The following is a 21,323-nucleotide window of genomic DNA, read 5'->3' on the forward strand; positions in this document are numbered from 1 at the left end:
GTGACTGACACACCGCATTCGCGAGCAAGCCCGCTCCCACAGTTTTGACCGAGTTAGACTCCCGGCCCCCCCCCCCACCGCTTGGAAAACCGTTTACAAATCGCTAACACAGGTTTTTTCCTGACCGATGCGTCAAGGCGTAGACTGCGCCGTCCTTGACCTGCCTTTTGACTGGACACCTGTACGTGAACACTGCCACCGCCCCCCTCACCCGTCCCGCCCGCGTCCGCCGGGAAGTGCGCGGCCTGCTGACGCTTGCCTTGCCGATCATCATCGGCCAACTGGCCACCACCGCGATGAGCTTTGTCGATGCGGTGATGGCCGGGCGTGTCAGCCCGCAGGACCTGGCGGCGGTGGGCCTGGGCAACTCGATCTGGATTCCCGTGTACCTGTTGATGACCGGCACGCTGCTGGCCACTACACCAAAAGTCGCCCAGCGCTACGGTGCCGGCCAGTTCAGTGAAATCGGGCCGCTGGTGCGTCAATCCTTGTGGTTGGCGGTGGTGGTCGGGATCTCGGGGGCGTTGTTGTTGCTCTGCGCCGAACCGATCCTGCAGGCGATGAAGGTCGAGCCGGACCTGATCGAGCCCTCCATGGGTTACCTGCACGGCATCGCCGCCGGCATGCCGGCCATTGCGCTGTATTACGTGCTGCGTTGCTTCAGTGACGGCCTGGGCCGCACGCGGCCGAGCATGGTCATGGGCCTGTGCGGCCTGGCGCTGAATATTCCGCTGAACTACATCTTCATCTACGGTCACTTGGGCGTGCCGGCCATGGGCGGTGTCGGGTGTGGCTGGGCCACGGCCATTGCGATGTGGGTGATGCTGCTGGGCCTGGCGGTTTGGACCCGTTGGGGCGAGGCCTACCAGAGCAGCGAGTTGTTCAAGCGTTTCGACTGGCCGCAGTGGACGGTGATCAAGCGAGTACTGGGCATCGGCCTGCCCATCGGCGTTGCGATTTTTGCCGAGTCGAGCATTTTTGCGGTGATCGCCCTGCTGCTCGGCAGCCTGGGGGCCACCGTGGTTTCCGGCCACCAGATCGCGCTGAATGTCAGCTCGCTGGTGTTCATGGTCCCCTACTCCTTGAGCATGGCCGTGACCGTGCGCGTCGGCCAGGCGCTGGGGCGTGGCGAGCCGCGTGAGGCACGCTTCGCCGCCGGCGTCGGCATGGGCACGGCGCTGGCCTACGCTTGCCTGTCCTGCAGCCTGATGCTGGTGTTTCGCGAGCAGATCGCGGCGATCTACACCCCGGACCCGGTGGTGATTCACTTGGCGTCGATGCTGATTGTGTTCTCGGCGCTGTTCCAGTTCTCCGACTCGATCCAGGTCACTGCGGCGGGCGCGCTGCGTGGCTACCAGGACACGCGGGTGACCATGGTGCTGACCCTGTTCGCGTATTGGGGCGTGGGCCTGCCGGTCGGCTACGCCCTGGGGCTCACCGATTGGCTGGGCGAGCCGAGCGGCCCAAGCGGCTTGTGGCAAGGCCTGATCGTGGGCCTGAGCTGCGCGGCCGGGATGCTGCTGGTGCGCCTGGCGCGCAGCGCACGCCGGCGCATCCGCGCCGACAAGGCGCGGGCTTAATCGGCTTTCTTGCGAATCCAGTACAGGTAAGTACCGGCCTGCTCCTGCTGATCCACCAGTTCGTGGTCAAGGAACACGCAGAACTTGGGGATATCGCGGCGCGTCGACGGGTCGGTCGCGATCACCTTGAGCAGCCCGCCGGCCGGCAGGTCGCGGATGTGCTGGTGCAGCATCATCACAGGTTCCGGGCAGTTGAGGCCGGTGGCGTCCAAAGTCGCGTCGACAGGCAGTTCAAGACTCATACTTCACTCCTAAAACCAACCCGATCTCCTGTGGGAGCGGGCTTGCTCGCGAAGACGCGGGCACATTCAACATAAATTTCGACAGTTATACCGCTTTCGCGAGCAAGCCCGCTCCCACATGGGTCCTGTGTTCACCTTGAAGGCTCAGCGGGCCCTGGGTTTCTTTGCGTCTACAAGCCGGCGCAGGTGGCAGGTCACTTCCTCGCGGTCGTGGTACAGCTGCTTGCAACCGATCTCTACGCGAATGCCACGCGTCTTGAAGCCTTCCTCGATACGCTCCAGCAAGCGCTTCACTTCGGCGTAACGCTGCTTCATCGGCAATTTCAGGTTCACCACCGCTTCACGGCAATACCCCTCGCCAATCCAGGTTTCCAGCAGCGCTGCGTTACGCGCCGGCTTCTCGACGATATCGCAGACCATCCAGTCCACCGGCTGCTTGGGCACGAAGGTGAAGCCGTCGGCCATCAAATGCTGCACCAGGCCGGTGTCCATCAGGCTTTCGGCCATGGGGCCGTTGTCGATGGCGGTCACCAGCATGCCACGGTTGACCAGTTGCCAGGTCCAGCCGCCGGGGGCTGCGCCGAGGTCGACGCCGGTCATGTCGCCATGCAGGCGCTCGTCCCACTGGTCGCGGGGGATGAAGTGGTGCCAGGCCTCTTCCAGCTTGAGCGTCGAACGGCTGGGCGCGTCACGCGGGAACTTGAGGCGCGGGATACCCATCGGCCACATCGCCGAGTTGTTCGACTCGGCCAGGCCCATGAACACTTCGCGGCCGCTCTTGAAGGTCAACAGCAGGCGCGGTTTGCTCGGGTCGTCCACCAGTCTGCCGGCATTCAACAAGGCTTTGCGCAGGTGCACCTCGAATTTCTTGCAGAAATTCGACAGTTCCTTGCCGTCGTTGGTGTCAACCATTTCCAGCCACAGGCTCCCGCACAGCGGGAAACCTTGCAGGTGCGCCAGGATCACGCTGATGCGGTCGGTTTCCGGCAGGTCAATGAACACCCCGCGCGCCCACTGCCTGGGGAAGATCAACTCGGCAAAGCGCTGGCCGTGCATCAGGCGCTGGGCGCCGTCGTCTTCGGTGCAGACAAATTCGGCGCAGGCGCTGCCAGTCTTGGCCTTGGCGTAGCCGGAGACGTTCAGGCGCGCGGCGTGCTCCGCTATCTCGGAACAGACTTCGCCTTCAAAACCCGGGCGGCAGTGCATAAAAAGGGTGTTCATCAACTCTCCTGGTAACCTGCTTGCGCTATCGCAATGCCTGTCATGAAAACGCGCGCATGATAGCTGATCGGAACCTTGGACTTAACCATAGAGTCCAGTTATTAGTCTGCTAATGAAAACAGGGCTACCTTGATCGCTCTGTTCGTCCCGTCAGGTCCGTAGCCGTGCGGACCATAAGGAGCCATATCATGTCATCGCTTGATAGCCTGAGAACCCTTAAGACCCTGGAAATAGACAGCAAAACCTACCACTACTTCAGCCTGCCCGAGGCCGCCAAGAGCCTGGGCGACCTGGACACGCTACCGATGTCGCTCAAGGTGCTGCTGGAAAACCTGCTGCGCTGGGAAGACAACAAGACCGTCACCGGCGCCGACCTCAAGGCGATTGCGGCCTGGCTCAAGGAACGCCGGTCCGACCGCGAGATCCAGTACCGCCCCGCCCGTGTATTGATGCAGGATTTTACCGGCGTACCCGCCGTGGTCGACCTGGCCGCCATGCGCGCCGCCGTGGCCAAGGCCGGGGGCGACCCGCAGCGCATCAACCCGCTGTCGCCGGTGGACCTGGTGATCGACCACTCGGTGATGGTCGACAAGTTCGGCAACGCCGATGCATTCGAGCAAAACGTCGACATCGAGATGCAGCGCAACGGCGAACGCTACGCCTTCCTGCGCTGGGGCCAGAGCGCCTTTGACAACTTCAGCGTGGTGCCACCGGGCACCGGCATCTGCCACCAGGTCAACCTCGAATACCTGGGCCGCACCGTCTGGACCAAGGACGAAGACGGCCGTACCTATGCCTTCCCGGACACGCTGGTGGGCACCGACTCCCACACCACCATGATCAACGGCCTCGGCGTACTGGGCTGGGGCGTGGGCGGTATCGAAGCGGAAGCGGCGATGCTCGGCCAGCCGGTGTCGATGCTGATTCCAGAGGTGATCGGCTTCAAGCTCACCGGCAAATTGAAGGAAGGCATCACTGCCACCGACCTGGTGTTGACCGTGACCCAGATGCTGCGCAAAAAAGGCGTGGTGGGTAAATTCGTCGAATTCTATGGCGACGGCCTGGCCGACCTGCCCTTGGCGGATCGCGCGACTATCGCCAACATGGCCCCGGAATACGGCGCCACCTGCGGCTTTTTCCCGGTAGATGAAGTGACGCTGGACTACCTGCGCCTGTCGGGTCGTCCGGAACAAACGGTCAAACTGGTCGAGGCTTATACCAAGGCCCAGGGTCTGTGGCGCAACGCCGGCCAGGAGCCAGTGTTCACCGACAGCCTGGCCTTGGACATGGGCAGTGTAGAGGCCAGCCTGGCCGGGCCGAAACGGCCGCAGGACCGCGTGGCCCTGCCGAACGTCGCTCAGGCATTCAGCGACTTCCTTGACCTGCAATTCAAACCCACCAATAAAGAAGAAGGCCGTTTGGAAAGCGAAGGCGGCGGTGGTGTTGCCGTCGGCAATGCCGACTTGGTGGGCGAAGCGGATTACGAGTACGACGGCCAGACCTACCGCCTGAAAAACGGCGCTGTGGTGATCGCCGCGATCACGTCCTGCACCAACACCTCCAACCCCAGCGTGATGATGGCCGCCGGTCTGGTGGCGAAAAAAGCCGTGGAAAAGGGCCTGACCCGCAAGCCGTGGGTAAAAACCTCCCTGGCCCCAGGCTCCAAAGTGGTCACCGACTACTACAAGGCGGCGGGCCTCACGCAGTACCTGGACACGCTCGGCTTCGACCTGGTGGGTTACGGCTGCACCACCTGCATCGGCAACTCCGGGCCGTTGCCTGAGCCGATCGAGAAAGCCATCCAGAAAGCCGACCTCACCGTCGCCTCGGTACTGTCCGGCAACCGCAACTTCGAAGGCCGCGTGCACCCGCTGGTGAAAACCAACTGGCTGGCCTCGCCGCCCCTCGTCGTCGCCTACGCGCTGGCCGGTACCGTGCGCATCGATATCAGCAGCGAGCCTTTGGGTAACGATCGGGATGGCAATCCGGTGTACCTGAAGGACATCTGGCCCAGCAGCCAGGAAATCGCCGACGCGGTGGCACAGGTCACCACGGGCATGTTCCACAAGGAATACGCCGAAGTGTTCGGCGGCGATGAGCAGTGGCAGGCCATCGAAGTGCCGCAAGCGGCGACCTACGTGTGGCAGGAGGATTCGACGTACATCCAGCACCCGCCGTTCTTTGACGATATTGCCGGGCCGCTGCCGCGGATCCAGGACGTCAAAGGCGCCAATGTGGCGGCTTTGCTCGGTGATTCGGTAACCACTGACCACATCTCCCCCGCCGGCAACATCAAGACCGACAGCCCCGCCGGCCGCTACCTGCGGGAAAAAGGCGTGGAGCCGCGCGACTTCAACTCCTATGGTTCGCGCCGCGGTAACCATGAAGTGATGATGCGCGGCACCTTTGCCAACATCCGCATCCGCAATGAAATGCTCGGCGGCGAAGAAGGCGGCAATACGCTCTACATCCCGACCGGCGAGAAGATGGCGATCTATGACGCCTCGATGAAGTACCAGGCCTCGGGCACGCCGCTGGTGGTGATCGCCGGCCAGGAATACGGCACGGGTTCGAGTCGTGACTGGGCCGCCAAGGGCACCAACCTGCTGGGCGTCAAGGCGGTGATTGCCGAGAGTTTCGAGCGCATTCACCGCTCCAATCTGGTGGGCATGGGCGTGCTGCCGTTGCAATTCAAGCTGGATCAGAACCGCAAGTCACTCAAGCTGACGGGCAAGGAGAAGGTCGACATTCTTGGGCTGAACGACGTTGAGATCGTGCCGCGGATGAACCTGACCCTGGTGATTACACGGGAGGATGGCAGCAGCGAGAAGGTCGAGGTGCTGTGCCGGATTGATACGCTGAATGAAGTGGAGTACTTCAAGTCGGGCGGGATTTTGCACTACGTGTTGCGCCAGTTGATCGCGTCATAAGCCACACTGCAAAACCAATGTGGGAGCGGGCTTGCTCGCGAATGCGGTAGATCAGTCAAGAATGTAGCGACTGACACTCCGCATTCGCGAGCAAGTCGAATCGTCGCACCGCCGCTCCCACAGTTTTGACCGCGTTACGATCAGAACAACCAGCGCCACAACAATACCAGCACAACAACCGCCAACACCGGCCGCGCGATCCTGTACGCCTTAGGATGCTTGCGCTTCCACTGCTTGACCACGCCACTGAATTTGTCGCTGAACGTCTTGCTCCACGCATAGGCCTGGTTGATCCCGCCCACCCGCTCGTCGTCCAGGTTCTGCGGCGCGGTCGCGCGCCCCAGTTGTTTACTGACCCAGCGGTTGATGCGGGTCATCAGGCGATTGCTCAGCGGTCGTTCGATGTCGCAGAACAGGATCACCCGGGTCTGTTCGGTTTCGTTCTTGACCCAGTGCACGTAGGTCTCATCGAACATCACGTCGTCGCCGTCGCGCCAGGCGTAGACCTGGCCGTCGACGAAGATGCGGCAGTCGTCGGAGTTCGGCGTGGACAGCCCCAGGTGATAACGCAGCGAGCCGGCAAAGGGATCGCGGTGCGGGTTGAGGTGGCTGCCGCCTGGCAACAGCGCGAACATCGCGCCCTTCACGTTGGGAATGCTGCTCACCAAGGCCACAGTCCTGGGGCACAGCGCTTCGGCCGAGGGCAGCGGTTTGTCGTACCACTTGAGGTAGAAACGCTTCCAGCCCTTCTTGAAAAACGAACCGAAGCCGGCGTCGTTGTTCTTTTCGGCGGCGCGGATGTAACCCTCGTCGAACAGGTGCATGGCCTCTTCGCGGATCACTTCCCAGTTGTCCTTGAGCACATCCAGTTCCGGGAACTTGCTGCGGTCCAGATACGGCTTGGACGGCACGGCCGAGAACAGGTACATCAAGGCGTTATACGGAGCGAACAGCGCCGAATGGTTGACGAACTGGCGCAACATCGGCAAACGCGCCTTGCCGCGCAGGTGCACGTACAGCGTGCTGCCGATGAACAGCAGTAATACCGACAGTTTGGTGGCCAAAGAAAAGGTCATGCAGCAACTCCTGAAAATAAGCGCCTGGCCAGCAGACGTAGCAGCCGGCCATGATAAACAGTTGGGCGAGTATGCAGAAGGCCCGGTTTATCGGCGCTGACTCAAATCAAGCCTGGTTTTCCTGTTCGGTAAACAAATCGCTGAACAGCATGCTCGACAGGTAGCGCTCCCCGGAGTCCGGCAGAATCACCACGATCGTCTTGCCCTGCATCTCCGGTTTCTCGGCCAGGCGCACCGCCACGGCCATCGCGGCGCCGCACGAGATACCGCACAGAATCCCCTCTTCCTGCATCAGGCGCAGGGCCATGGCCTTGGATTCGTCGTCGGTCACCAGCTCGACGCGGTCGACCATCGACAGGTCGAGGTTTTTCGGCACGAAACCGGCGCCGATGCCCTGGATCTTGTGCGGGCTGGGCTTGATCTCTTCACCGGCCAGCGCCTGAGTGATGACCGGCGAGACGCTCGGTTCAACGGCGACCGACAAGATCGGCTTGCCTTGGACGTTCTTGATATAGCGCGACACACCAGTGATGGTGCCGCCAGTGCCCACGCCCGCCACCAACACGTCTACCGCGCCGTCGGTGTCGTTCCAGATCTCCGGACCGGTGGTTTTCTCATGGATCGCCGGGTTGGCCGGGTTTTCGAACTGGGCCGGCATAAAGTAGGTGGCCGGGTCGCTGGCGAGGATTTCAGCGGCTTTCTCGATAGCGCCCTTCATGCCCTTGGCCGGCTCGGTCAGCACCAGTTCGGCGCCCAGGGCCTTGAGCACCTTGCGCCGCTCGATGCTCATCGACGCCGGCATGGTCAGCAACAGCTTGTAGCCACGGGCGGCGGCGACAAACGCCAAGCCAATGCCCGTGTTGCCGGAGGTGGGCTCGACAATGGTCATGCCCGGCTTGAGTTTGCCGCTGCTTTCGGCGTCCCAGATCATGTTGGCGCCAATGCGGCACTTCACCGAATACCCCGGGTTACGCCCTTCGATCTTGGCCAGGATGGTCACGCCACGCGGTGCGATACGGTTGATCTGAACCAGGGGCGTATTACCGATGGAGTGCGCGTTGTCTGCAAAGATGCGGCTCATGACGGGTCCTATTGGCGGTTTTCAGGAAGGTCCAAGGGTATGCCTCACCTTTCAAGGCGTCCAGTCGGAGGAACGTTGGCGCCACCCGAACAGTCAATCTCCTAACTGCTAGGAGAACTGCCCAATGAAACGTCGCTACAGTTGGCCGCTATGGACCATCGCCGGGCTGGTGGTGGTGCTGGTTGCCTTGAACATCGCGCTGCCCTACCTGGTGCGTAACTATTTGAATGAAAAGCTCGCCGACATGGGTGACTACCGTGGCGAAATCACCGACGTGGACCTGGCCTTGTGGCGCGGTGCGTACCGCATCAATGGCCTGAAGATCGTCAAGGTGGATGGCAAGGTACCGGTGCCGTTCGTCAACGCGCCGCAGATCGAATTCGCCGTGAGCTGGCACTCGCTGTGGTACGACCATGCCGTGGTCGCCGAGGGGCATTTCGTCAATCCTGAGATCAACTTCGTCGATGGCGGTGCAAACAAGCAGGCGTCCCAGACCGGTAAAGGCACCGACTGGCAGGAACAGTTGAGCAAATTGCTGCCGATCACCCTCAATGAAATGCGCATCGAAGACGGCAAAATCGCCTTCCATAACTTCAACTCCAAACCCGCGGTGAACATCAACGCGACGGCGGTCAACGCGAGTTTCTACAACCTTACCAATGTGGTGGACGTCAAAGGCAAGCGTGACGCGCGTTTCGAAGGCAAGGCCCTGCTGCAAGGCCAGGCGCCCCTGGAAGCCACGGCCACCTTTGACCCGCTGAGTGACTTCGAGGAATTCGAGTTCCGCTTCCGCGCCCGTGACTTGCAACTCAAACGCATGAATGACTTCGCCTCCGCCTATGGCAAGTTCGACTTCAAGTCCGGCACCGGCGACGTGGTGGTCGAAGCGCAGGCGGAAAAAGGCCAACTGAGCGGCTATATCAAGCCCTTGCTGCGCGATGTGGAAGTTTTCGATTGGAAGCAGGACGTGGAAGACAAGGACAAGAACATCTTCCGCTCGATCTGGGAAGCCGTGGTCGGCGCCAGCGAGACGGTGCTGAAAAACCAGCGCAAGAACCAGTTCGCCACGCGTGTTGAACTGAGCGGCAGCGTGCACCAGCAGGATGTCAGCGCGTTCTCTGCGTTCCTGGCGATCCTACGCAACGGTTTCATCCAGGCTTTCAACGCCCGGTACGAGCAGCCCAAGCCTGGCGCGGACTAAATGTGGCACAGTGACTGGCCATTCAGAGACTGAATAACCCGTCTGCGTTCACAGTCGCCGGGGCTGCGCGGTATAGTCCGGGCATTGATGAATCCGAGGAATGACCGATGAAGTTCGAAGGCACCCAGGCCTACGTTGCCACCGATGACCTGAAACTGGCCGTGAACGCCGCCATTACCCTGGAGCGTCCGCTGCTGGTCAAGGGCGAACCCGGCACCGGCAAGACCATGCTCGCCGAGCAACTGGCCGAATCCTTCGGTGCCAAGTTGATTACCTGGCACATCAAATCCACCACCAAGGCCCATCAGGGCTTATACGAGTACGACGCGGTCAGCCGCCTGCGCGACTCGCAGCTGGGCGTGGACAAGGTGCACGATGTGCGCAACTACCTGAAAAAGGGCAAGCTCTGGGAAGCCTTCGAATCCGAGGAGCGGGTGATCCTGCTGATCGACGAAATCGACAAGGCCGACATCGAATTCCCCAACGACCTGTTGCAAGAACTCGACAAGATGGAGTTCTACGTCTACGAAATCGACGAGACCATCAAGGCCAAGAAGCGCCCGATCATCATCATTACTTCCAACAACGAAAAAGAGCTGCCGGACGCGTTCCTGCGCCGCTGCTTCTTCCACTACATTGCCTTCCCCGATCGCACCACCCTGCAAAAGATCGTCGATGTGCACTACCCCGATATCAAGAAAGACCTGGTCAGCGAAGCGCTGGACGTATTCTTCGACGTGCGCAAGGTGCCGGGCCTGAAGAAAAAACCTTCCACTTCCGAACTGGTCGACTGGCTCAAGCTGCTGATGGCCGACAACATCGGCGAAGCGGTGCTGCGCGAGCGCGACCCGACCAAGGCCATCCCACCGCTGGCCGGCGCGCTGGTGAAGAACGAGCAGGACGTGCAGTTGCTCGAGCGTCTGGCGTTCATGAGCCGTCGCGGTAACCGCTGATGTTGCTCAACCTGTTTAACGAGATGCGCGCAGCCAAGGTGCCGGTGTCGGTGCGCGAGCTGCTCGATTTGATCAACGCGCTGAAACAGCGCGTGACCTTCGCCGACATGGACGAGTTCTATTACTTGGCCCGGGCGATCCTGGTCAAGGACGAGCGGCATTTCGACAAGTTCGACCGAGCTTTCGGCGCCTACTTCCACGGCCTGGAAAAGCTCGACGACCATTTGCAGGCGCTGATCCCCGAAGACTGGTTGCGCAAGGAATTCGAGCGCTCGCTGACCGATGAAGAACGCGCACAGATCCAGTCCTTGGGTGGCCTGGACAAGTTGATCGAAGCATTCAAGAAACGCCTGGAAGAACAGAAGGAACGCCATGCCGGCGGCAACAAGTGGATCGGCACCGGCGGCACCAGCCCGTTCGGTTCTGGCGGCTACAACCCGGAAGGCATTCGCGTGGGCGATGCCGGCAAACGCCAGGGCAAGGCGGTCAAGGTGTGGGACCAGCGCGAGTACAAGAACCTCGACGACCAGGTCGAATTGGGTACGCGCAACATCAAGATCGCCTTGCGCCGCCTGCGCAAATTCGCACGCCAGGGTGCGGCCGAAGAGCTCGATATCGACGGCACCATCGACCATACCGCCCGTGATGCCGGGCTGTTGAATATTCAGATGCGCCCGGAGCGGCGTAACACCATCAAGTTGTTGCTGCTGTTTGATATCGGCGGCTCGATGGATGCCCACGTGAAGATCTGCGAAGAGCTTTTCTCGGCGTGCAAGACCGAGTTCAAGCACCTGGAGTACTTCTACTTCCACAACTTCGTCTATGAGTCGGTGTGGAAGAACAACCTGCGCCGCACCTCCGAACGCACCTCCACTCAGGACCTGCTGCACAAGTACGGCGCCGATTACAAAGTGATCTTTATCGGCGACGCGTCGATGGCGCCGTATGAGATCACCCAGGCCGGCGGCAGCGTGGAGCACTGGAATGAGGAAGCCGGGTATGTGTGGATGCAGCGTTTCATGGCCAAGTACAAGAAGCTGATCTGGATTAATCCGTATCCGAAGGACACCTGGGGGTATACGGCGTCGACCGGGATCGTGCGGGAGTTGGTGGAGGACCAGATGTATCCGTTGACGTTGCGCGGGCTTGAGGAAGGGATGCGGTTTCTTTCCAAATAAGCACCCAGGCAAGGGACCCTTGCAATCGCCAGCCCCCTGCCCTGAGGCTTTTACTGCTTGGCAGCGGCCGGCTGACCGGCGCTGAACCAACCCAACGCCTGGTAGCCGGCGCAGAACGCCCGAACCAGGTCCGCATCCACGAAATCGACCTGACCATCCCCGTTGACGTCCGGATTGAACGCCCCTTGGGGGCCTTCTGCAACGCTGAAGAACTCAGCCTTGAACGCCACATGCGCCTCGCCGATATGAAACGCCAGCCGTACCGTGTCCGCACAGGCACCGGGGTGCGCGGCATGGGCCGACACCTTGAGGAACTTGCTCAACGATTGATCCCGGCTGTACCACTTGAAATCAAGGAACTGACGCGCCAGGGTGATCGCCTTGAACCGGTCCCATTCATTACTGACGTCGTCGTTGTCGACGTCCTCCGGCTGCGCGCAATCGAGTTTGCCATCATTGTTCATGTCGAACACCGTGACGCAGCGCACAAGCGACGGCGCCTGCTGACTGTCGTGCCACTCCAGCGTCACCGCGTCGGGGCTGCCGTCTTCGTATAAACATTGGGCGACGAGTTTCATGTAGCGCATAGGGTTACCTCCCTGCGGGAATATGGTCGCGTGGGCAATGTGCTCAGGTCATGACTATTGATGGAGGCCATGCTTGCCTCCTGCCCCAAAGAGCTGCAGTTGGCAAAAGGTATGCTCGTGAGTGCCGTACCAGCGCAAAGCCAGGAAGTTGAGCGCCAATTGACGGACGAGCTGGGCGTCCACATAGTCGATCTGCTTGTCGCCATTGACGTCGGGGAAGATCGTCAATTCCATCCCCTTGCCGTCGGCATCGGTCTGGTAACCGGCGCTGAACGCCAGGGCATCGGGCGCCAGGTAGAAGTGCAGGCGCACGGTCTGAGCGACCCCGCAGCTGTCGAAATCCTCGGCGAAAACCTTCAGGTGTTTGTCGAAAGGCCCGGCGCCGCTGAACCAGTCGAACGCCAGGTACTGCTGCGCGAAGCGCTGGACCCAACGCTCATCGGCGGAATCAATCACGCCGTCATCGATGACGTCGTCGGTGATGATCGCCGCCGCGCCCTGCAAGTTATCCGCCGTCGCCTGCTTGACGAGCGCAGGAGGCTCGCCTGACTCATATAACCCAAGATGGACCGAATCAGGCGCAACATTGCCGGGGCTGACGCTGGCCGTTGCTATGAGGTATCGCATGTGAACTCCTTTCCATGGCACCAAGGTGGAGCCGGAAGGTTTTCACTTCTCAAGCGTGCGGCGCTACCTCTCCAGGTGCATAGCAATCGTAGGAATTATCTGAAAATACGGTTTTCACGTTCCAGCGCGGTATTGAGCCAGAAACTGCACATGTTGTTGGTGGGCGGTGTGTTGCAGCATTGGCGCCAGCCGTACCGTCTGCCCCGGCAGACACTGCGCCAGACGCGCCAGCGCCAAGGGCGTCAAGGCGCCCAGGCGCGGGTAGCCGCCAATGGTCTGGCGATCATTGAGCAACACAATCGGCTGACCGTCCGGCGGCACCTGGATCGCCCCCAATGGAATCCCCTCGGAAATCAACGAAGGGCCCTGGTACTGCAATGGCGTACCCAGCAGGCGCATGCCCATGCGGTCGGCGCGGCTGTCCAGGGCCCAGTCAGTGTTGAACGCATCGAACAGACTTTGCCCGCTGAACTGGCCGATCTGTGCGCCGAGGATCACATCCAGCGCGGCCTTGGCCGGCAGGTCTGGATCGCCCAGCACCTTCATCGCACCGCCCGTACCGGCATAAGCCAGGCGCCCGCCTACGGCCAATGCCTTGCCGAAACCGTCCACACCACCCAATTCCTCACGCACAACGGTGGCGCAGCTGCCGAGAACATCCGGCGCATCAAACCCACCCGGTGCCGCGAGGTAGGCCCGCGCACCGTTGATCGGCTGGGTGAAGCGCAAACGCTGGCCCTTTTGCAGGATAAAGCTGCGGCCGGGGCTGATGGCGCGGTCGTCGATGCAGGCACCGAGGTCCGCGCCGGCCAGGGCCAGCAGGCAATAGTCCTCGGCCTGCACGGTGAAGCCCCCCAGGGTAATCTCCACCACCGGCGCACCGAGCGCATTGCCCAGCAACCAGTTGGCCCAAGACATCGACACCCAGTCCAGCGCCCCACCCTGGGTCACGCCCAGGTGACGCACGCCAAAGCGGCCGGCGTCCTGCAACAGGCACAGCGGTGTGCTGGCCTCGATGATCAAGCGGCTCATGCCTGCGCCTCCAACGGCGTGTCATCGCCACCCAGTTTAATGAATTCGGCGTGGTCGACCGGCTCGAAACACACCGTGTCGCCGGGCTGCATCAGGCTGTAGCCGTCGCGCTCGCGGTCGAAGAGTTTGGCCGGGGTGCGGCCGATCAGGTTCCAGCCGCCCGGGGAAACCACCGGGTAGGCGGCGGTTTGCCGTTCGGCAATGCCGACGCTGCCGGCGGCCACGCGCTTGCGCGGGGTATTGAGGCGAGGCGCGGCAAGGAGCTCGTCCACCAGCCCCATAAAGGCAAAGCCGGGCGCGAAACCGAGGGCGAACACCTGATATTCGTGGGCGCTGTGACGACGGATCACCTCGCCCGCGGCCAAGCCGCTGCGCTGGCTGAGCAGACTCAGTTCGGGGCCGACGCTCAGGTCGTACCACACCGGTAGCACGTGGCGCTGGCCGCTGCCCTGGGTGTGCGGTTGCAGGTCGGTAAGCGCCTGGTCGATCAGCTCGCGTGCCTGGGCCGGGCTCAAGGCGCTGAGGTCGTAATGCACCATCAAGGTGGTGTAGGACGGCACCAGGTCCACCAGGGCTACGCCAAACCCGCTGCGCAGGCCTTGGGCAGCGGCGAGCATCCACGGCATGTTGGCTTCGGCAATTTCATCAAACAGACGCACCATCAGGCAGTCGATGGCCACCACTTCAATGCGCGGCTTCATGCTGGCTTCAATGCCTCGCGGATGCGCTGCACGGCCGCCACCGAGCTGGCGTTGTCGCCGTGCACGCACAAGGTATCGGCTTGCAGGATCAGCGGGCTGCCGTCACTGGCCGTCAGATTTTCGCCACGGGAAATCGTCAGGGATTGTTGCACGATGCTCTCGGAATCATGGTGCACGGCGCCGGGCAACTGGCGCGAGACCAAATGCCCCTGGCTGTCATAGGCGCGATCGGCGAAGGCTTCGAACCACAGGGTTACGCCGTATTCGTCACCCAAGGCCTGGGCCGCGCTGTTGTCGCGGGTGGCGAGCAGCATCAGCGGCAGTTCGCCGTAGGCCGCTACGGCCTGGATCACCGCGCGCAATTGCACAGGGTTGGCCATCATGTCGTTGTACATCGCGCCGTGGGGCTTGACGTAGCTGACACGCCCGCCCTGGGCACGGCAGATGCCGTCGAGGGCGCCGATCTGGTAGTGCAGCAGGTCCTGGATTTCCTGCGGCGTGTAGGCCATGGAGCGGCGGCCGAAGCCTTGCAGGTCCTGGTACGCCGGGTGCGCGCCGATTTGCACGCCATGCTTGAGCGCCAGGCTGACGGTCTTGCGCATGATGCTCGGGTCGCCGGCATGAAAGCCGCAGGCCACGTTGGCGCAATCGATGAACGGCATGACCTCGGCATCCAGACCCATGGTCCAATTGCCAAAGCTTTCGCCGATGTCGCAATTGAGTAAAAGACGGCTCACGGCTTGGTGCTCCTGTAGGCTTTGTTATTTTGTAGTGTGGGATTTATTACGCGGAACGCGCAACTTGTCCTCGTACCCCAACGGCGCTTATCGTGGAATGGCTCGATTTTTGGCGCTGGCCCGGTGCGGCGTCCAACTAATAAAAACCGATCCATGCATAAGAAAAAGTTGATCCCATGAATTTGAAGTTTCTTGAAACCTTCGTCTGGGTGGCCAAGCTCAAGAGTTTCCGCCTGACCGCCGAGAAGCTGTTCACCACCCAGGCCTCGATTTCCAGCCGCATCGCCGTGCTGGAAAGCGAGTTGGGCGTGAAGTTGTTCCTGCGCGATTCACGCGGTGTCAGCCTGACGCCGGAGGGCTTGAAGGTGCTCGATTACGCCGAGCAGATGATGGTCACCATGCAGGGCCTGAAGCAGTCCCTGGAGACGTCCAGCAGCAAGGTCGGGCGTATCCGCATCGGCGCAATGGACACAGTGATCCACACCTGGCTCAGCCCGTTGGTGGCGGAACTGATGGACCATTTCCCGCGGGTGGAAATCGAGTTGGTCGCCGATACCGCACTGAACCTCAGCGATCAGCTGCAAAAAGGCTTCCTCGACCTGATCCTGCAAACCGACCTGCTGCGCCTCGAAACCGTGCGCAGCCTGGAGCTGGCCAGCCACCCCATGGCCTGGATCGTCGCCAGCCAGTCGATTTACCACCGCGACTATGCCTCCCTCGCCGAACTGGCCCAGGAGCGCATCATCACCTACTCGAAAAACTCCCACCCGCACCAGGACGTGATCAGCCTGATGCAGGCCAACGGTGTGGCCGCACCACGGATGAACTGTGTGAACTCGGTATCGGCGATTACCCGGTTGTTGCGCGATGGCTTCGGGATTGGCGCGTTGCCGCCGGTGCTCGTCAGGGAGGAACTGGCGCGTGGAGAATTGGTGATGCTGCCGATGGCGCAACGCCTGCCGAATTTGCAGGTGGTGGTGTCGTGGCGCGTGGGGGTGGAGTTGGTGGAGGAGATTGTGGGGTTGTGCCAGAAGGTGGTGGCCAGGTATGCCGAAGAGGTCGGCGAAGAGCAGATGGTACTGACGAAACCGGATTAAAACTGTGGGAGCTGGCTTGCCTGCATTGCAGCCTGGTATCTACACATCTTCCGAGGCGCATAAGCAATGTGTAGTGAGCGGGCTTGTCCCGCGCTGGGTGGCGAAGCCGCCCCAATAAAGACATCGCGCAGTTTCAGACAAAGCCAATTCGCCTGGTTTGGGGCCGCTTCGCAGCCCAGCGCGGGACAAGCCCGCTCACTACAGAGAGATATGTCAGCCTTGAAAGTGGTGTAGATACCAATGGCTATCACAGCTCCGACATTGACCGAGTCGGCCTTCAGAGGCCTTTTAGGTCACGCTCTTCGATCGGCCGGCTCTGGCGCAGGCGCCTGCCGCCCAACACCACCCAATCGATCAGGCGGAACAGGCATTCGATGCCGAACGACAGCAACATCGCCCCGCCCAGCCCCCAGCCCATGGCTTCGGGGGTCAGCAGGATCTGATAGCTGTAGCCATTCCAGGTTTCGCGGCGAATGTCCGGATCGGCCGCCACCGCCACTTGCAGGGCGCGGATGTACCAGGGGCCTTGCATGGCCTGGAATTGTTTGTCCAACGCCACCTGGCGGTCGAGCATCGCGCCCAGGCTGTTGGCGTCGCTCTGGAACACCGGGTCGTCACTGGCGCGGTAATGCGCGACCAACGCCTGCAGATCCCCGTTGAAGAACTGCCGCGCGGTGGTTTCGAACCCGCTCAGGCCGGTCTGCGCCTCGATCAGGTGGGCCTCGACGCGCTTGGCGTAGTCATTGATGAAACCCGGCACTTGCACGCCGACCAACAGGCCAATGGCGAACAGCACCAACCGCAGATAACTGAGCAACATGGTCGATATCCTTACTCGGTAACGCCCTGGCTGACGCATTCACCGCGTCGCCACAGGCTCCATTGGCCCGGTTCGTAGCGGGTCCAGTTTTCGTTGTCGGTCAACGGCTCGGTGGCGATCACGGTGACCACGTCATTGGGCGTGGTTTCAGCCTGAAAATCGACGATCACGTCGACATCTTTCAAGCGCGCCGGGCCAAATGGCGCACGGCGGGTAATCTGCGCCAGCTTGGTCGAGCAGTAGCAAAACAGCCAGTCGCCATCGCTGAGCAAGCAGTTGAATACGCCTTTGCTGCGGTATTCGGCGCAGGCGGTGATCAGGTCCGGCAGGACTTTTTCAAGGTCCACCGGCTCGGGAAAGGCTTCGCGGACGCGATTGAGCAAATCGCAGAACGCCGCTTCACTGTCGGTATCGCCGACCGGGCGGTAGAAGGTTGCGCGCGGGTTGAAATCCGCCAACTGGCCGTTGTGGGCGAAACACCAGTTGCGCCCCCACAGTTCGCGTACGAACGGGTGGGTGTTGGCCAGGCTGACCTTGCCGACGTTGGCCTGGCGGATATGGCCGATCACCACTTCGCTCTTGATCGGGTAACGCTGCACCAGCAGCGCGACTTCCGACTCGCTGCTCGCCGCCGGGTCCTGGAACAGGCGCAGGCCACGGCCTTCGTAGAAGGCAATGCCCCAACCGTCACGGTGGGGACCGGTGCGCCCACCGCGCTGCATCAGCCCGGTAAAGCTGAACACGATATCGGTGGGGACGTTGGCACTCATGCCCAATAATTCACACATGCCGGGGCTCTCGCTGCAGGGCGGACAACGTTAAAGGCGCGGTTCGACCCGCATGCCGCTCACCGGTGCGGGACGCCGAAAAGGCACGTCGTCTTCGTCTTCAGGCGGTTCGGCGGCCAATGCCGCATCGGCGGCGGCCTTGCGCTCGCGGCGGGCGGTGGCGGCGCGCTCGATAGGCCAGCGGATCAGCACAATCACCAGGTACACGCCAAAGGCGATCAGGGTGTACATGAACAAATCGGAAATGGCCCGCCAGGCGTTGTTGCCGACCTTGAGCACCAGGTCCAGGGCGGTGATGGCCACGGCCGGCGCGAACTGGGTCTTGACCGGATCGACGATGGTGGGGCTGAACAGCAACACCGCCATCAGCAATTGCAGCGGCTCGCGCAGCCAGCGCCAGATCCAGCGGGTGATGCGCCACCACACCAGCAGGCAGCCCAAGGCGGCGAAGGCGTAAAGGCCCCAAGCGATCAGATAGTCGTTCTCGGTCATGGTGTCCATGGCAAGGTTGGCAAACAGGCGGCTATGATAACGGCTTTTGCGAGTCGCGGCTGCAATGCCTGCCACCGTCCGCCAGATAGAGAATAATCCATGCCTGTATCGACACCCCCGATTGCCCGCAAGGCCCAAGGCCCAGACCCATACGCCTGGCTGCAAGAACGTGACAGCGTTGAAGTGCTCGATTACCTCAAGGCCGAAAACGCCTGGCAGGAGTCGCAGCTCGCCGACCAGCAGGCGCTGCGCGAAACCCTGTTCGAGGAGATCAAGGGCCGCATCCTCGAGACCGACCTTTCATTGCCCTCGCCGTGGGGCCCGTACCTGTACTACACCCGCACCGCCGCCGGTGACGAATACGCGCGCCACTACCGCTGCCGCCGCCCGGCCGACGACAGCCACCAGGTGGATGAAAGCAGCGAGCAACTGTTGCTGGACCCGAACGTGCTGGCCAATGGCGGTTTCTTCTCCCTCGGCGCGTTCAGCATCAGCCCCGACCACCAGCGCCTGGCCTACAGCCTCGATACCAGCGGTGAAGAGATCTACACCCTGTTCGTGAAGGAACTGGCCACCGACAAAGTCAGCGAACTGGCGTTCGAGAACTGCGACGGCAGCATGATCTGGGCCAATGACAGCCTGACCCTGTTCTTCGGCGAACTGGACGACACCCACCGCCCGCACAAGCTGTATCGCTATCGCCTGGATGGCACGGCGGCGCAGGAAGTGTTCCACGAGCCCGACGGCCGTTTCTTCCTGAATTGCTACCGATCCAGTTCCGAGCGCCAGTTGCTGCTCTCGCTCGGCAGCAAGACCACCAGCGAAGTCTGGGCGCTGGACGCCGACCAGCCGCATCTGGCGTTCACCTGCCTGGCGCCTCGGGTCGAAGACCATGAATACGACGTCGACCACGGCCAGTTGAACGGCGCGTGGACCTGGTTTATCCGCAGCAACCGGGACGGCATCAATTACGCGCTGTTCGTGGCGACAGACATCGGCGACGTGCCGACCGAGGACGAGTGGCAAAACCTGATCCCCCACAGTGACGAGGTGATGCTCGACGGCGTGAGCCTGAACACCGGCGCCATGACCCTGAGCCTGCGCATCGGCGGCCTGCCGGTGATCGAAGTGCACCCGCAGGGCGTGCCGGCCTATCGCGTCGAATTGCCCGATGCGGCCTATAGCCTCTACGTGCAGAACAGCCTGGAATTTGCCAGCGACCGGATTCGCCTGCGCTATGAAGCCCTGAACCGCCCGGCCCAGGTCCGCCAGCTGGAGCTTGCCAGCGGCGCGCAACAGGTGCTCAAGGAAACCCCGGTGCTCGGCGTGTTCAATGCGGACGACTATGTGAGCCAGCGCTTGTGGGCCACCTCGGCGGATGGCACCCGGGTGCCGATCAGCCTGGTGGTCAAGCGCGACCAACTGGGCAAGCCCACGCCCCTGTACCTGTATGGCTACGGCGCCTACGGTTCAAGCCTTGATCCGTGGTTTTCCCATGCCCGCCTGAGCCTGCTGGACCGGGGCGTGGCGTTCGCGATTGCGCATGTACGCGGCGGCGGCGAGCTGGGCGAAGCCTGGTACCGCAACGGCAAGCAGGAACACAAGCAGAACACGTTCAGCGACTTTATCGCCTGCGCCGAACACTTGATTGCCGAGGGCCTGACCACTTCCAAACAACTGGTGATCAGCGGCGGCAGTGCCGGCGGCCTGCTGATCGGCGCGGTGCTCAACCAGCGCCCCGATCTGTTCCAGGCGGCGATTGCCGAAGTGCCGTTCGTCGACGTGCTCAACACCATGCTCGACCCGGAGTTGCCGCTGACGGTCACCGAGTACGACGAGTGGGGCAACCCGCAGGAACCCGAGGTGTATGAACGCATCAAGGCCTACGCACCGTACGAAAACGTGCGCGCCCAGGCCTACCCGGCCATGCTGGTGATCGCCGGCTACAACGACAGCCGCGTGCAGTATTGGGAGGCGGCCAAATGGGTGGCCAGGCTGCGCGACACCAAGACCGACGACAACCTGCTGTTGCTCAAGACCGAACTGGGCGCCGGCCACGGCGGAATGAGCGGTCGTTACCAGGGATTGCGTGACGTAGCACTCGAATATGCATTTGTGTTCAAGGCACTGGGATTGATTTAGGAACTTAGCGCCGTGGTCCTGTCTGAACGAAGGACCACCCTACAAGATTGACGGACCAAGATTGCAGCCATGGCACAACCCACGCTCCTCAATGACGAAATCCGCGACATGCTGATGGACTGCGGCCTGTTCGATCCTTTGTTGCCGGAGGATTTTCACATCGCCGCCGGCTACTTCAATATCAGCAGCATTGCCCGCGACGAGGTGATTTTCCTCGAGGGCGATGCCGGCACCTTCATGTGCATCATCCACAGCGGTCAGGTGGCGGTGCAGAAAGCCAACCATGATGGCCAACGCCTGACCATCGCTACCCTGCGCAGCGGCCGGGCCTTTGGCGAAATGGCCGTGCTCGACGGCGAGCGGCGTTCGGCCAGTTGCGTGGCCGCCAGTGATTGCGTGCTGCTGAACCTGGGCAAGGACTCCCTGGAAAAGATGCTCAACGAAGCGCCCAGGGTGGCCGCCAAGATCATCCGTGCGATTGCGATTGCCCTGTCGAAACGCCTGCGCATGGCGGATGGGCAATTACTCAATCAACACGTTTAACCGCCGGGCGTCTTCGGCTTGCTGTCGTTTTGCTGCAGGCCGGGCACGGTCTGGTCCTTCGGCGGCGTTGGCAGCACGATAGGCACCAGGGGCGGCGAGCCGTTGGTCTTGGGCACGGCCGGCGGGGTGACTTGCGGGTACAGCGTCGGCGTCGGGGTGCCCGGCGCGCCTGGCGTGGGGGCGGGCGCGACCGGTACGGTTTGCAACTCCTGAGCCTGCGCCGCAGCGGATGCGAGCGCGCTCAACACAATGACCGTTAGAATGCTGCACTTCATCGATGGCTCCATGGCCTGAC

The 21,323-nt window shown here is 61.9% G+C and carries 21 protein-coding genes; 8 read left to right on the plus strand and 13 right to left on the minus strand.

Translation table 11 applies throughout. From position 1 onward, the window contains the following. Nucleotides 1–185 precede the first annotated feature (185 nt). Entirely contained in the window at nucleotides 186–1,580 is a 1,395-nt protein-coding gene (locus tag H0Z09_RS20785; RefSeq protein WP_186693086.1) for an MATE family efflux transporter, read from the plus strand. On the opposite strand, the gene tusA is transcribed toward H0Z09_RS20785, so the two are convergent. Further along, the gene (gene tusA / locus H0Z09_RS20790) at nucleotides 1,577–1,822 is read right to left on the minus strand and encodes a sulfurtransferase TusA (RefSeq protein WP_076950275.1); all 246 of its coding nucleotides are present in this window, start codon (nucleotides 1,820–1,822) and stop codon (nucleotides 1,577–1,579) included. The two genes, H0Z09_RS20785 and tusA, sit on opposite strands and share 4 nt — an antisense overlap. 144 nt (nucleotides 1,823–1,966) lie before the next feature. Continuing rightward, nucleotides 1,967–3,043, minus strand: coding sequence for a 23S rRNA (cytidine(2498)-2'-O)-methyltransferase RlmM (gene rlmM, locus H0Z09_RS20795; RefSeq protein WP_186693089.1), 1,077 nt, complete (start codon nucleotides 3,041–3,043; stop codon nucleotides 1,967–1,969). 188 nt (nucleotides 3,044–3,231) lie between these two features. Here rlmM and acnA point away from each other — a divergent pair, with 188 nt between their 5' ends. Then, nucleotides 3,232–5,973, plus strand: coding sequence for an aconitate hydratase AcnA (acnA, locus tag H0Z09_RS20800; protein WP_186693091.1), 2,742 nt, complete (start codon nucleotides 3,232–3,234; stop codon nucleotides 5,971–5,973). A gap of 140 nt (nucleotides 5,974–6,113) precedes the next feature. Here the strand turns inward: acnA and H0Z09_RS20805 are convergent, their stop codons facing one another. Both H0Z09_RS20805 and cysK read right to left on the minus strand, forming a co-directional pair. Further along, a complete protein-coding gene (locus tag H0Z09_RS20805; RefSeq protein WP_186693093.1) occupies nucleotides 6,114–7,049 on the minus strand; it encodes an aspartyl/asparaginyl beta-hydroxylase domain-containing protein in 936 nt (311 codons plus the stop codon). 106 nt (nucleotides 7,050–7,155) lie between these two features. Next, nucleotides 7,156–8,130, minus strand: coding sequence for a cysteine synthase A (gene cysK / locus H0Z09_RS20810; protein WP_076950271.1), 975 nt, complete (start codon nucleotides 8,128–8,130; stop codon nucleotides 7,156–7,158). A gap of 124 nt (nucleotides 8,131–8,254) precedes the next feature. On the opposite strand from cysK, the gene H0Z09_RS20815 reads away from it, so the two are divergent. The 3 genes from H0Z09_RS20815 (at nucleotide 8,255) to H0Z09_RS20825 (ending at nucleotide 11,462) form a co-directional block, all read left to right on the plus strand. Further along, nucleotides 8,255–9,331, plus strand: coding sequence for a DUF748 domain-containing protein (locus H0Z09_RS20815; RefSeq protein WP_186693095.1), 1,077 nt, complete (start codon nucleotides 8,255–8,257; stop codon nucleotides 9,329–9,331). A 107-nt stretch (nucleotides 9,332–9,438) separates the two neighbouring features. Then, complete coding sequence (locus H0Z09_RS20820; RefSeq protein ID WP_003210690.1) at nucleotides 9,439–10,284, plus strand: MoxR family ATPase; 846 nt, start codon at nucleotides 9,439–9,441, stop codon at nucleotides 10,282–10,284. Then, nucleotides 10,284–11,462, plus strand: a complete 1,179-nt coding sequence (locus H0Z09_RS20825; RefSeq protein WP_186693097.1) for a VWA domain-containing protein — start codon at nucleotides 10,284–10,286, stop codon at nucleotides 11,460–11,462. The genes H0Z09_RS20820 and H0Z09_RS20825 overlap by 1 nt, the downstream gene beginning before the upstream one ends. A 50-nt stretch (nucleotides 11,463–11,512) precedes the next feature. Here the strand turns inward: H0Z09_RS20825 and H0Z09_RS20830 are convergent, their stop codons facing one another. The 5 genes from H0Z09_RS20830 to H0Z09_RS20850 form a co-directional block, all read right to left on the minus strand. After that, the gene (locus H0Z09_RS20830; protein WP_186693099.1) at nucleotides 11,513–12,049 is read right to left on the minus strand and encodes a hypothetical protein; all 537 of its coding nucleotides are present in this window, start codon (nucleotides 12,047–12,049) and stop codon (nucleotides 11,513–11,515) included. Between the two features lie 54 nt (nucleotides 12,050–12,103). Next, complete coding sequence (locus H0Z09_RS20835; RefSeq protein WP_186693101.1) at nucleotides 12,104–12,676, minus strand: hypothetical protein; 573 nt, start codon at nucleotides 12,674–12,676, stop codon at nucleotides 12,104–12,106. Nucleotides 12,677–12,790: 114 nt separating this feature from the next. Next, on the minus strand, nucleotides 12,791–13,708 hold the full coding sequence (locus H0Z09_RS20840) for a biotin-dependent carboxyltransferase family protein (protein ID WP_186693103.1): 918 nt from the start codon (nucleotides 13,706–13,708) through the stop codon (nucleotides 12,791–12,793). Further along, the gene (locus tag H0Z09_RS20845; RefSeq protein ID WP_186693105.1) at nucleotides 13,705–14,409 is read right to left on the minus strand and encodes an allophanate hydrolase subunit 1; all 705 of its coding nucleotides are present in this window, start codon (nucleotides 14,407–14,409) and stop codon (nucleotides 13,705–13,707) included. The genes H0Z09_RS20840 and H0Z09_RS20845 overlap by 4 nt, the downstream gene beginning before the upstream one ends. Further along, nucleotides 14,406–15,146 carry a 5-oxoprolinase subunit PxpA gene (locus tag H0Z09_RS20850; protein WP_186693107.1) on the minus strand — a complete coding sequence of 247 codons (741 nt, stop codon included), beginning with the start codon at nucleotides 15,144–15,146 and terminating at the stop codon, nucleotides 14,406–14,408. The genes H0Z09_RS20845 and H0Z09_RS20850 overlap by 4 nt, the downstream gene beginning before the upstream one ends. Nucleotides 15,147–15,322: 176 nt before the next feature. On the opposite strand from H0Z09_RS20850, the gene H0Z09_RS20855 reads away from it, so the two are divergent. Continuing rightward, nucleotides 15,323–16,243: a LysR family transcriptional regulator gene (locus tag H0Z09_RS20855; protein ID WP_186693109.1), complete on the plus strand. Its 921-nt coding sequence runs from the start codon at nucleotides 15,323–15,325 to the stop codon at nucleotides 16,241–16,243. A gap of 277 nt (nucleotides 16,244–16,520) precedes the next feature. On the opposite strand, the gene H0Z09_RS20860 is transcribed toward H0Z09_RS20855, so the two are convergent. The 3 genes from H0Z09_RS20860 to H0Z09_RS20870 are packed head-to-tail and all read right to left on the minus strand — an operon-like array spanning nucleotide 16,521 to nucleotide 18,418. Continuing rightward, nucleotides 16,521–17,063 carry a DUF2937 family protein gene (locus H0Z09_RS20860; protein ID WP_076950264.1) on the minus strand — a complete coding sequence of 181 codons (543 nt, stop codon included), beginning with the start codon at nucleotides 17,061–17,063 and terminating at the stop codon, nucleotides 16,521–16,523. An 11-nt stretch (nucleotides 17,064–17,074) separates the two neighbouring features. Then, nucleotides 17,075–17,851 (minus strand): class II glutamine amidotransferase, encoded by a 777-nt coding sequence (locus H0Z09_RS20865; protein WP_076950263.1) that lies wholly within the window; start codon nucleotides 17,849–17,851, stop codon nucleotides 17,075–17,077. 30 nt (nucleotides 17,852–17,881) lie between these two features. Further along, a complete protein-coding gene (locus H0Z09_RS20870) occupies nucleotides 17,882–18,418 on the minus strand; it encodes an MFS transporter (protein ID WP_186693111.1) in 537 nt (178 codons plus the stop codon). A gap of 24 nt (nucleotides 18,419–18,442) precedes the next feature. Between H0Z09_RS20870 and H0Z09_RS20875 the strand changes: the two genes are divergently transcribed. Together H0Z09_RS20875 and H0Z09_RS20880 are read left to right on the plus strand one after the other, a co-directional pair. Continuing rightward, nucleotides 18,443–20,485, plus strand: coding sequence for a S9 family peptidase (locus H0Z09_RS20875; protein WP_186693113.1), 2,043 nt, complete (start codon nucleotides 18,443–18,445; stop codon nucleotides 20,483–20,485). Nucleotides 20,486–20,554: 69 nt separating this feature from the next. Continuing rightward, a complete protein-coding gene (locus tag H0Z09_RS20880) occupies nucleotides 20,555–21,028 on the plus strand; it encodes a cyclic nucleotide-binding domain-containing protein (protein ID WP_076950260.1) in 474 nt (157 codons plus the stop codon). On the opposite strand, the gene H0Z09_RS20885 is transcribed toward H0Z09_RS20880, so the two are convergent. After that, a complete protein-coding gene (locus H0Z09_RS20885; RefSeq protein WP_076950259.1) occupies nucleotides 21,025–21,303 on the minus strand; it encodes a hypothetical protein in 279 nt (92 codons plus the stop codon). The two genes, H0Z09_RS20880 and H0Z09_RS20885, sit on opposite strands and share 4 nt — an antisense overlap. Nucleotides 21,304–21,323 lie beyond the last annotated feature (20 nt).

This window comes from Pseudomonas sp. SWRI18 (genome assembly GCF_014268345.1).
In the GTDB taxonomy this organism is placed as follows: Bacteria; Pseudomonadota; Gammaproteobacteria; order Pseudomonadales; family Pseudomonadaceae; genus Aquipseudomonas; species Aquipseudomonas cedrina.